Origin of the sequence: Luteococcus peritonei (assembly GCF_039526385.1) — a bacterium.
Classification (GTDB): Bacteria; Actinomycetota; Actinomycetes; order Propionibacteriales; family Propionibacteriaceae; genus Luteococcus; species Luteococcus peritonei.
Window position 1 is genome coordinate 21990 of sequence record NZ_BAAAIX010000021.1, and the last position, 11666, is coordinate 33655.

7 protein-coding genes are annotated in these 11666 nt (G+C 68.6%); 2 read left to right on the top strand and 5 right to left on the bottom strand.

Going from position 1 to position 11666, the window contains the following annotated elements; all coding sequences use genetic code 11:
* Positions 1-7 precede the first annotated feature (7 nt).
* Genes ABD073_RS09150 through ABD073_RS09160 form a run of 3 tightly spaced genes read right to left on the bottom strand, consistent with a single transcriptional unit; the run spans position 8 to position 3194 of the window.
* Positions 8-835: a carbohydrate ABC transporter permease gene (locus ABD073_RS09150; protein ID WP_343873876.1), complete on the bottom strand. Its 828-nt coding sequence runs from the start codon at positions 833-835 to the stop codon at positions 8-10.
* On the bottom strand, positions 832-1854 hold the full coding sequence (locus ABD073_RS09155; RefSeq protein WP_343873878.1) for a carbohydrate ABC transporter permease: 1023 nt from the start codon (positions 1852-1854) through the stop codon (positions 832-834). Before ABD073_RS09155 ends, ABD073_RS09150 begins: the two co-directional genes overlap by 4 nt.
* Positions 1851-3194, bottom strand: a complete 1344-nt coding sequence (locus tag ABD073_RS09160) for an ABC transporter substrate-binding protein (protein WP_343873881.1) — start codon at positions 3192-3194, stop codon at positions 1851-1853. Before ABD073_RS09160 ends, ABD073_RS09155 begins: the two co-directional genes overlap by 4 nt.
* Before the next feature lie 207 nt (positions 3195-3401).
* Between ABD073_RS09160 and ABD073_RS09165 the strand changes: the two genes are divergently transcribed.
* Positions 3402-4406, top strand: coding sequence for a LacI family DNA-binding transcriptional regulator (locus ABD073_RS09165; RefSeq protein WP_343873883.1), 1005 nt, complete (start codon positions 3402-3404; stop codon positions 4404-4406).
* Between the two features lie 113 nt (positions 4407-4519).
* Here ABD073_RS09165 and pulA read toward each other — a convergent pair whose 3' ends face one another.
* On the bottom strand, positions 4520-10288 hold the full coding sequence (pulA, locus tag ABD073_RS09170; RefSeq protein WP_343873885.1) for a pullulanase-type alpha-1,6-glucosidase: 5769 nt from the start codon (positions 10286-10288) through the stop codon (positions 4520-4522).
* Positions 10289-10539: 251 nt separating this feature from the next.
* Between pulA and ABD073_RS09175 the strand changes: the two genes are divergently transcribed.
* Complete coding sequence (locus tag ABD073_RS09175) at positions 10540-10926, top strand: rhodanese-like domain-containing protein (RefSeq protein WP_343873888.1); 387 nt, start codon at positions 10540-10542, stop codon at positions 10924-10926.
* Between the two features lie 77 nt (positions 10927-11003).
* Here ABD073_RS09175 and ABD073_RS09180 read toward each other — a convergent pair whose 3' ends face one another.
* Positions 11004-11642 carry a GNAT family N-acetyltransferase gene (locus tag ABD073_RS09180; RefSeq protein WP_343873890.1) on the bottom strand — a complete coding sequence of 213 codons (639 nt, stop codon included), beginning with the start codon at positions 11640-11642 and terminating at the stop codon, positions 11004-11006.
* Positions 11643-11666 lie beyond the last annotated feature (24 nt).

Below are 11666 nucleotides of genomic sequence, written 5' to 3' on the forward strand. Positions count from 1 at the left end.
GGTGGGACTACTTGAGGCCAGAGCTGGCGACGCCCTGGATGATGTAGCGCTGCAGCAGGACGAACAGGATCAGCACGGGGACGGCCGCGATGGTGGCGCCGGCCATGATCACCGGGTAGTCGATGGTGTAGGCGCCCTGCAGGCGGGACAGGCCCACCGGGAGGGTCAGCATGGTGTCGCTGAACATGGTGTACAGCGGCCAGATGAAGTCATTCCAGTTGGCCAGGAACTGCAGCACCAGCAGGGTCATCACGGCGGGACGGGCATTGGGCAGCACGATCTGGAAGAAGGTGCGCAGCGGCCCGGCGCCGTCGATCCGGGAGGACTCCTCCAGCTCGACCGGGAGCCCCAGGAAGAACTGGCGCATGAAGAACAGGCCGAAGGCGCTGGCCGCGCCGGGGATCACCAGGGCCTGGAAGGTGTCCAGCCAGGCCAGCTTGTTCATCAGCTCGAAGTTGGGCATCAGGAAGACGAAGCCCGGCACGAACATGGTGGCGATGATCAGCTTGAAGATGGTGTCGCGGCCGCGGAACTGCAGCCGGGCCAGGGCGTAGCCGGCCATGGCGCAGATCGTGACGCTGAGCAGGGCGAACAGGGTGGCGGCGATGGTGGAGTTGGCCAGCCAGCGCAGCACCGGCGAGGCGTCGTCGACGAAGAGCAGGGTGCGGAAGGCGCCCAGTGTCCAGTGCTCGGGCAGCACGGTGGGCGGCACCTGCTGGCTCTCCACCCGGGTCTTGAAGGCCGTCAGGATCATGTAGGCGATCGGGAAGACGAAGACGGCCGAGAGCAGCACCATCATCACCCAGAAGAGCGGGTTGCGGCGGGAGCGGTTCACTTGGTCACTCCTTCGGTGGGATTGAGGGTGGTGGCCTGGCCGGCCTTGCCGGCGCGACGGGTGGCCTTCTTGGCGCGGGTGGCGTCGCGGTCACGCATCAGCCAGAACTGCACCATGGAGACGATCGCCAGGCAGAGCGCCAGGATGTAGCTCATCGCGGCTGCCTGTCCGGCGCGGCTCTGCTTGAAGCCGACGTCGGTCATCACCATCAGCGCGGTGCGGGTGGTCTCGGTGGGGCCGCCGTTGGTGATCATGTAGGACTGGCCGAACATGTTGGCGCTGGCCAGCACGGTGGTGACCAGGACGAAGACCAGCACCGGGCGCAGTCCGGGCAGGGTGATGTGGCGGAACTGCTGCAGGGCGGAGGCGCCGTCGAGCGAGGCCGCCTCGTACTGCTCGGGCGGGATGTCGCCCAGGCCGGCCACGTAGATGATCGCGTTGAAGCCCATGGTCCACCAGACGGTGACGCCCACCAGGCTGATCCAGGCCCACGGCTGGTCGGTGGTCCACTGGATGTCGGTGTGCAGCAGGGCGTTGATGATGCCGAAGTTGCCGTCCAGCAGGTAGCGCCACATCAGGCCGATCACCGAGACGCCCAGCACGTAGGGGGCGAAGAAGGTGGCGCGGAAGAAGGTGCGTCCGGGGAACTGGCGGTGCAGCAGGATCGCCAGCAGCAGCGGCAGGCTCACCAGGAAGGGCACGCTCAGCAGCACGAACAGGCCGGTGTTCTTCATGCCGTTCCAGAAGGGCTTGGCCTGCACCGAGTTCGCGTCGAACAGGTCGGTGTAGTTCTGCAGCCCGACGAAGGGCTTGCCGGGCAGCGTGAAGTCCCAGTCGTGCAGGCTGATCCAGATGCCGTAGAAGGCGGGCAGCACGGTGAAGGTGCAGAAGAGCACCAGGAAGGGTGCGAGGAAGATCACGGGGACCCACCAGGCGTTCTCGCGGCCTCGTCCCCGAGCAGCGCCCCGGCGCCCGGGGGCGATGCCCCCGGACGCCGGAGAGGTGGTGGCGTGGCTCATGCGCCGTACTTCTTGGCGTTGGCCTCGAGCACCTTGGTGGCGCGCTCGGCCGAGGCGTTCAGCACGGTGGCGACGTCCTTGAGGCCCAGGGTGATCTCGTTGAGACCCTTCTCGTACTCGCCGAAGGCATCGGCGATGCCGGGCACGGCCGGCGGGAAGAACAGGTCGTCGACCTGCTCGGCCAGGGCGGCCTGGCCGCTGAGCGCCTTGAACTCGGCGGAGTCACGCACCTCGTTGCGAGCCGGGACCTGGCCGCCCTTGGCCCACTCCAGCGACTTCTGGCTGATCCAGTTGAGGAAGACCTTGGCGGCCGTGGCCTTGTTGGCGTCCTGGCTCTTCTGGACGGGCAGCACGAACTGGTGCGAGCCGGCCCAGGCGGCGTCCTTGCCCCCGATGTTGGGCAGGCGGCTGACGCCCCACTGCAGGTCGTTCTTCTCGTTCAGGGTGTTCAGGCTCCAGATGCCGTTCCAGTTGAAGGCGTTCTGGCCGTTCTGCAGGGCCAGGAAGTCGGCGTCCTGGGCCACCTTCGCCGGGGAGTAGCCCTGCTTGATGAGGTCCTGCCACCAGGTCAGGGCCTTGACGGCCTGCTCCGAGTTCCAGGTGGCCTGGGTGCCCTCGGTGTTGAACATGGCCCCGCCGAACTGGTTGATCAGGCTCTGGGTGCCCATCGAACCGGTGAAGGGGAAGGGGGTGGCCCAGTGGCCCTTGATCCCCTTGGCCTTCAGCTTGTCCAGCGCGTCCATGTAGGAGTCGTTGTCCATCGGCGGCTTGTTGGGGTCCAGGCCCGCCTTCTCCATCACGGTCTTGTTGTAGAAGAAGCCGAGCGGGTGCACGTCGAGCGGGATGGCGTAGCGCTGGTCCTTGTAGATGCCGGCCTTCCACGGCACGGGCGCGAAGTCGGCCTCCGAGAGGTTGAGCGCCTTGGCGACGTCGTCGAGCGGCTGGATGATCTTGCGGGCGGCATTGGTGGCCACGGAGTCGACGTGCATGATCGCCACGTCGGGGCCCTTGCCGGCCTGCACCGCGGTGGGGAGCTTGGTGTAGTAGTCCGCCCACTGCATGGTCTGCACGGAGATCGCGATGTTCTTGTGCTCGGCGACGAACTGGTCCACCAGCTTCTTCATGAAGGCGCCGTCGCCGCCGGTGAAGCCGTTCCAGAACTGCAGCGCGACGTTGGGGCCGTCGTAGCTGGTGGCGGCCGCCGTCGCGGGGCCGGTGGCGGCAGTTCCGCCGGCGGTCTTGCCCCCTCCGCAGCCGGCGAGGGTGGCGGTGGCGCCGAGGCTCAGCCCTGCGGTCAGGATGCCGCGGCGGGTGAAGGCATGGTGCGCGGGATTGGTCATGAGATCCTCCGGAAGATGTGGGCTCGGTTCGGCTGTGAAGCGAGACCCTGCTGGCTGGCCGCTCGGCCGCTGTGCCGAGTGCTTTGTGCATCAACTTTGCAACGGTGGAAAGAGCTTGTCCAGAGATTCGCCCAATTTCTTTGCAACGGGTGCAAAGTCTCACCCGTGGGAACTGCTGGACAGGACCGGGACGCGTAGTCTGAGCCCATGGCAGTCCGGCTGAGGGATGTGGCGCAACGCGCCGGCGTCTCCGTGCGCACGGTCTCCAATGTGGTCAACGACGCACCGCACGTGAAGGAGACCACCCGGGCACGGGTGCAGGAGGCCATCACGGAGCTCGGCTACCGGCCCAACCTGTCGGCCCGGCAGCTCAAGTACGGACGCAGCGGTTTCCTGACCCTGGCCATCCCGCAGATCGACTCGCCCTACTTCGCGGAGCTGGCCCAGCAGTTCACCCAGGCCGCGGCCGAGCACGGTTTCATCGCGCTGATGGACGTCACCGGCGGGCAGGTGGACCAGGAACGGCTCGTCATGTCCGGCATGCAGAGCCACATGGTCGACGGCGTGGTCTTCTCCCCGCTGGGGGTCAAGGCAGCTGACTTCGCCGACCGGCGCGACAGCACCCCGATGGTGCTGCTCGGTGAACGAGCGGTTCCCGAAGGCTACGACCACGTGGCGATCGACTCGGTGGAGGCCTCACGGGCCGTCGTCTCCCACCTGCTGCAGCTGGGGCGTCGCAGGATCGCGGTGATCGGCTACGAGGCCTTCGACGGGACCGCCTCCGTGCGCCTACAGGGTTTCCGGGAGGCGATGCAGCAGGCGGGGGTTCCGGTGGACGAGGAGCTCGTGGTGGGCGTGACCGCCTATGCCCGGGCCGAGGGGCGCCAGGCCATGGAGCGGCTGCTGGCGCTGCCCGAGCCACCGGACGCGGTCTTCTGCTTCAACGACCTGATGGCGATCGGTGCCCTCTCGGCCTGCCGAGCCGCCGGGGTGCGCGTGCCCCAGGACGTGGCGGTGGCCGGCTTCGACGACATCGCCGAGGCCAGCTTCACCGAGCCTCCGCTCACCACCGTGCGCCCCGACATCGCCACCCTGACCCGCGAGGCCGTGCGCGTCCTGCTCTCCCGGATCGAGGATCCCGACGAGGGTGGCGCGGCCCGCCGGGTGCAGGTCCCCTGGCAGCTCGTGGTGCGCGAGAGCACCGTCGGCTGAGCCGGTGATCCTGCTCTTCGTGGTCATCCCGCTGGTCCTGGACCGAACCTGACCGGGGACGCGACGAGGGGGCGCCCACCGGGCACCCCCTCGTCGTCCCTGATCGCCGTCGGCTACTTCTGCACGAAGACCGCGATGGTGCGCGGGGGCACCGTGAAGGAGCCGGTCGCGGCGTCGTGGCTGGCGGTCTTCACCACCGGGTCGACGCCCTTGGCCTGCACCGGCGAGAGCTCGAAGGACTTGCCCTTGAGCGCGGGCACCGGCTGGGTCTGGGCCCACGGGCTGGAGTTGTAGACCACCACGACCCCCTTGAGCTTCGGATCCACGTCCGCGCCGACGGTGTCGTCGATGCGCTGGACGATGACGCCCTGGCGCATGTCCGTGGTGCCGGAGACCGGGTAGCTGACCTTCTGCTTGATCAGCTCGGCCGAGCCCAGCCGGAACAGGCGCGTGGAGGAGCGCAGCTGCAGCAGTTCCTGCGCCTGGCCGGTGGCCGCCTGCACCTGGGCCGCGGTGGGCTTGAGCGAGGGATCGGCCAGCAGCGGCTGCATGAAGGAGTACTTGGACTCGTTGTCCGCAGCCGGCGGCAGGCCCTTGCCGAAGCCGTTGTCCTCACCGGTCCAGCTCAGGGTGTTGAACCAGTCGCCGGAGTTGTAGGAGTTGCGGTCCAGGCTCTTGCTGCGCAGCAGGTCGGCGCCGGCATGCCAGAAGGACGGCGTCTGGGCCAGGGCGGTGGTGCCCAGGCTCAGCGTGTTCATCCGGATCCGGTCGTCCATCGACGTGGTGGTGGGAAGCTTCATGGTCAGCGAGTCCCACAGGGTCTCGTTGTCGTGCGCGTCCACATAGCTGACCACCTCGTCGGGCTGGCTGGCATAGCCCGCCGGCGCTCCGTTGTAGTCCACCTGGGCACCCGTGACCGCCTTGCCGGAGACGGACCGGAAGGCGAAGTCCTTCAGGTTGCCGGCCAGGCCCAGCTGCACCAGGTCGATGTCGTGGTCCAGGCTCTTGGCCGCCTCGGCGTTGATCGGGGCGCCATTGGGGCTGGTGGCCTCGCCGGAGCCGAAGCCCTGCTTGCGGGGATCCTCGTCGAAGGGTCCGCCGCCGCGCACGGCATCGCGCATCCGGTCGGAGAAGGTGCCGATCCCGGTCCCACCCAGCTGACCCTGGCTGGCCTGGGTGAACAGGGCGTTGTCCGCCACCTCACCGAAGTTCCAGCCCTCGCCGTAGAGGTAGATCCGCTTGCCGTCCACGCCATCCCTGGCCAGCGTGAGCTGGTCCAGAGCGGCCCGGACGGCCTTCATGTTCTCCACCGAGTGGTGGCCCATCAGGTCGTAGCGGAAGCCGTCCACCTTGTAGGCGCGGGCCCACAGCACCGTGGAGTCCACCATCAGCTTGCCGGCCATCGCGTGCTCGGTGGCGACGTTCTGGCAGCAGGTGGAGGTGTACACCGCACCCTTGGCGTCCAGGCGCTGGTAGTAGCCGGGCACCACCTTGTCGAGCACCGACTTGTCGGCCTGACCCGAGGCCGCGGTGTGGTTGTAGACCTGGTCCAGCACGACGCGCAGGCCGCTGGCGTGCAGCGCGCCCACCATGGTGCGGAACTCCGCGACGCGGTTGCCGCCGTCGGCCGCCGTGGCGCTGGAGGCGTAGGAGCCCTCCGGTGCCATGTAGTGCAGCGGGTCGTAGCCCCAGTTGTAGCCGTCAGCATCGGCGATCTTCGCGATGCAGGCCTGCTGCTCCTTGGAGTCCGGCGCGAAGGAGGCCAGGTCGCACGGCGGCGTCTTCTGCTTCGCCTCGTCCTCCTCGATCGTGGCGATGTCGAAGGTGGGCAGCAGGTGCACCGTGTTCAGGCCGGCCTTGGCCAGCCGGCTCAGGTGCTTGGCGCCATCGCCGTTGTCGGCGAAGGCCTTGTAGGAGCCGCGGTCTGCGGCGGGCACGGTCTTGTCGCCGATCGAGAAGTCACGCACGTGCAGCTCGTAGATGGTGGAGTCGACGGCCTTCTCCAACCGGGGCGAGGCGGTGGAGGTCCACTGTTTCGGGGCCCAGCGGGCGTCGGTGAGGTCGACGGCCACCGAGCGCGTCGAGTTCAGGGTGAGGGCCACCGAGTAGGGATCGGTCACCCGGTTGGTCACCACCTTCTGCTCGGTGGGCGCGAAGACCTTCACCTCGTAGAGGTAGCGACGGTCCTCGAAGTTCCTGCCGGTCACGGCGGTCCAGGTGCCCGAGGCATCCTTGCGCATCGTGGTGCGGGTGGCCTTCGAGGCATCGCTGTCCGGCGAGCCCGCCGGCCAGGAGAGCAGGGTGACCTGCTGGGCCGTGGGGGCCCACAGGCGGAAGGTCACGCCAGCGCTGGAGAAGGTGGCGCCCAGCTTCTTGCCCTGGGCCGCCCCCGCGTAGAGCGCGTCGAGCACCAGCGGGATCTGGATCCCGGTGGCGTCCATGACCGCGCCGAGGTCGTCGTAGAGGGCGACGGCCACCTGGCCGGTCAGGATGGTGGGCACCTGCCGAGCGGTCTTCTTGTCCAGGTGCAGGGCCAGGTAGCCCTTGAGCTCCGGGTGCGCCTTCAGCGTCGCGGCATCCAGCCCGGCCGGGTCGTGGACCAGGTCGGCCTGCTGCGCGTCGTCGGCCACCAGGCTCTCGGCGTCCACCACCAGACTGCCCGAGGGCGACCAGTGCAGGCGCCAGGTCAACGAGGACGGGTCGACGCCCTTCGGCACCTGGGCCGCAGGCCAGGCAATGGTCTCGCGGTCCACCCAGATGGCCTTGGCCGTCTTCAGGTCCGGCTTGGAGCCGGCCGTGGCGGTGCTCACCGTGGTCTTGTGCGTGGCGCGGTCGTAGCTGATGGTGACCACCACGCCGTCAGCGGGCACCGACAGCGAGATGTTGTTGCCGTCCGGCACGCCACCGTCGCCGTAGTTGGTGGTCCAGCCCAGGCCCTCGGCGATCTTGAAGTCGTAGCTGCCGGCCGGGATGGCCGAGGAGCTCCAGGTGAAGACGCCGTCGCCGTCGGGATCGGTGAGCCAGGGCTTCATGCAGTCCGGCGACCAGTCGGCGCTGCAGCCCAGCTTGGCCTGGAAGGAGCCCGGTGCCGTGATGATCGGGCCCTCCGCGTCGCTGGTGACGTAGTGCCGGGCGTGGTCGTAGTAGAAGGTCACCTGGCCGGGGCTGGTGTAGGTGATGTTGGCGCCGCCGGGGGCTCCGCCGGCGCCGTAGTTCTCGTCCCAGGACTTGTCGATGGCCGCCTTGTAGGCCTGCTCACCGGCGGGGATCTGGTAGGTGCCCTTCCAGACCTGGTCCTTGGCGTCGAGGCTCAGCTGGGCCTTGTCGCAGGCCGGGGCCCAGTCCTCGGCGCAGCCCATCTCGGTGTTGTGGCTGCCCGGCACGGAGACCGCATCGGGCTGGGTCACCGGCCCCACGTTGCCGTCGCCCGAGGGCGCGGCCGGCTTCGGCGTGCCCGCGATGGCATAGGTGCTGGTGGCGTTCACGTTGCCGGAGACATCCTTGACCACCGCCCGGTACTCCACCAGCGTGCCCTTGGCCAGCTGCGAGGTGTCCGCGAAGACGCGGTAGGGCGCGTTGTCGTCGGTGCCCAGCGGCTTCCACTCCTCGGTGCCCACCGGACGCCAGGCGAAGCTCACCTGGGCGAAGGTGTTCTCCGGCACCTGGGCGGAGATCTCGGTGCGGCCACCGCCCACCACGGCCCCGGCTCCGGGCGCCTTGAAGGTGATGGCGGGAGCGGCAGCACGCTTCTTCATCGGGCTACCGGCCTTCCACACGCTCACCGAGAGCGCGGGGACGGTGACCGACAGCCGGCTGTCCTTGCCGGAGCTGACGGCGCTGCTGGCGCCGTGCAGCGGGGCGAAGCGGGTGTTCGGGCTGTAGGTCTGGAAGCTCGCACTCGACGCCTTGGCGGCATTGTTCACGGCCACCACGTACTCGGTGCCGGTGGCGCGGTCGATCCGGCTGAAGGCGTAGATGCCGGCTCCCGACGAGGCGTAGCGGTGCACCTGGGCGCCGTCGGCCAGTGCCGGGTTGGCCTGACGCAGCTTCGAGAGCTGGGCAAGCTGGGTGTAGAGCGGCGTGCTGGTGGAGAAGTGCTCCTTGCTGCCCATCGTGCCGCCGCCCACCAGGCTCTCGGCCTGGTACTGCGCCACCTGGCTGGCGAACATGTCCTGGCGGGCGTCCTTGTCGCCGCCGGCGCCGATGAAGCCCTGCTCGTCGCCGTAGTAGGTCACGGGATTGCCGCGCACCAGGAACATCAGCGAGTTGGCCAGCCGGGTGCGGGCCAGCAGCTCGTCGCCGCTGTAACCGGCCTTGGAGAGCAGCATGCCCACCCGGCCCATGTCGTGGTTGCCCAGGAAGGTGGGCAGTTGGTAGGCGTTCGAGTCGGGATCGGTGTACCAGTCGTCGCCCGCGAAGAAGTCGCGCAGCGCGGTGGTGGCCTTGCCCTGGACCGCGTTGACGGCGGCTGCCTGGAAGCCGAAGTCGAGGGTGGCCGGGAGCTTGCCGGCGGTGGTGTAGGTGCTCATCACCTTCGGGTCGGAGTCGTAGACCTCGCCGAACATGAAGAAGTCCTTGGTGCCGGCCGCCTTCGCCGCTTGGGTGACGGCCGGGCTGAAGGTGGACCAGAAGGGCGTGTCGACGTGCTTGACGGTGTCGATGCGGAAGCCGTCGATGCCGAAGCCGGCCCAGGTGGAGTAGATGTCGGTCATCCCCTTGACCACCTCGGGGCGCTCCGTGAACAGGTCGTCCAGGCCGGAGAAGTCGCCATAGGTGGCGGACTCGCCGGCATAGGTGGAGTCACCGCGGTTGTGGTACATCGTCGGGTCGTTGAGCCAGGCCGGCACCTTCACCTGGGCGTCCTTGGGGGCGATCACCGGGGTGTAGGGGAAGCTGGTGGCGGCGTCGAGCGTGGGGAAGTCCGCCTGGCCGGCGAAGTCTGCGTCGTCGAAGACCTTGCCGCTGGCGTCCTTGTAGGGCTTGGTGGCCTTGGGGATGTAGCCGTAGGTGCCCTCCTTGAAACTGATCACGTCGGCGGTGTGGTTGGTGATGATGTCGAAGTAGACCTTCATCCCCTTGGCGTGCGCCTGGGCGACGAGCTGCTTCATGTCCTCGTTGGTGCCCAGGTGCGGGTCGATCTGGGTGAAGTCGGTGATCCAGTAGCCGTGGTAGCCGGCGCTGACGTCGGCCCCGGTGCCCTGCACGGGACGGTTCTTGAAGGAGGGGGTGAGCCAGATGGCGGTGGTGCCCAGACCCTTGATGTAGTCCAGCTTGTCCATCACGCCCTTGAGGTCACCACCGTGGTAGAAGCCCTTGTCGGTGGGGTCGTAGCCGGTGGCCAGCCGGTCGCCGGTCAGGCCTCCCGAGTCGTTGGAGCGGTCACCGTTGGCGAAGCGGTCGGCCATCAGGAAGTAGAAGCGCTCCTTGGTGACGGCCTCGCGCAGTGAGTCGGTGGCGAGCTGCTTGTCGGCCGCGTCCACCGCTCCCTTGAGCTTCGTGGGGGTGATGCCGATCTGGTGGCTGCTGTCGTCATAGCTGACGCGCACCTCGGCGGGGCCCTGCAGCACCAGCTTCGCATTGGCGTCGCCGTCGCCGTAGGACTCCTCCCAGGCCTTGTCGATGGCCACCTTGTACTCGTAGCTGCCCGCCGGGACGGTGAAGGTGCGCGAGTGGACGGTGCTGCCCGGCTCGCGGACCAGCTCGGTCTGGGTACAGGTGGGCTGCCAGTCGGCCGAGCAGCCCAGCTCGTCCTGCAGGCTGCCGACCAGGGTGGCGGTGCGTTCTGCGGCCTGGGCGCGGGGCAGCTGGGTGCCGACGCCGAAGCTGAGCGCCAGCGCGGAGGCCAGGACGGCACTCGTGCGACGCAGGAGGGTGTGAACCACGGTGTTCTCCTTGAACATCCTCCGGGAGTGGGGGATCCCGGTCACGGGTGCCTCGTCGCCCCCGTGCGCGCGCAACGCTAGTCCTCGCCACCGACAGTGGGTAGACCCAGGTGGATGTCTGGTGCAGACCTTGCCTGCAAGGGATCTCAGGTGCGTCCGTCGAGAGGGTCCGGCCAGCGCCGGGACGGCTCCGTCCCGGCTGCCCCGGCAGGCGCCGCGACGGCCTCGCGTGGTGTGGTGTCATGGGTGCCATGGGATTGCGTGACCGACTCATGAACAAGATGACCCCCGAGGGCGGCCTCAGTGTCGACGAGGCGCTGCAGCTGCTGGCCGAGGGCGGGGTGCTGTGCGACGTGCGCACGCAGGGGGAGTACGAGGCCGGTCATGCCCCGGGAGCCCGTCTGGTGGACGTGAAGTTGCTCGGTGAGAACGTGATGGACGCGGTCTATCCCGGAGATCCGTTCGCCGAGCCCGACAAGACCATCGTGCTGATCTGCGACACCGGCTTGCGCTCCGGCCATGCCGTGAAGCTGGTGCGCGAGCAGGGCATGAAGGCGGAGTTCGTGCACGGCGGTCTCATCGCCTGGCGCGAGTCCGGCCAGATCCTGATCCCCGGGCCGCCGCGCAAGCGCTTCTGAGGCCTTCGGACCGTCGCTCGTGGATTGTGGGGATGATTTGGGTGCGTAGTCGACGCACATCATCCCCACAATCCGGCTCAGCCCCCGAACCGGGCTCGCAGCCCCTGTGAGACCTGCGGCCACTCGTCGGCCAGGATGCTGAAGACGACGGTGTCGCGCCAGCTCCCGTCCTCGCGCGGCTGCTCGCGACGCAGCACTCCCTCGCGGGTGGCGCCGAGTCTGGCGATCGCCGCCTGGCTGCGGGTGTTGAGGATGTCGGTCTGGATCTTCACCCGCCCCAGGCCACACTGCTCGAAGCAGTGGCGCAGCAGCAGCCACTTGGCCTCGGCATTGGTGCCGCTGCCCCAGAAGCGTGGGGCGTAGAGGGTCCAGCCCAGGTGGGCCTGCTCGCGCGGGAGATGGACCTCGCCCAGGGAACTGGTGCCAACCAGTTCGCCCGCCCTTCCGAGGGGGCCGTCGGCGCGCAGCCTGATCGCATAGGACATCCGCCCGGCGCCCCGGCCGTCGCGATCGGTGGGGTCGGAGAGCCACTGCCGACGCACCAGCTCCAGCGCCTCGCCGGGGTCGGTCGGGCGGTGGTGCATCACGTAGCCGTGGGCGTAGACCTCGGGATCCGTCACGATCTCGGCCAGCTCCGGCAGGTCCTGCTCGGTGAGCCGTCGCAGCTCCAGGTTCGGCCCGGTCAGGGGGCCCTCGTCGGGCAGTCGTGGCTCCATGGTCGTCAGGCTAGTCGCCGTGAT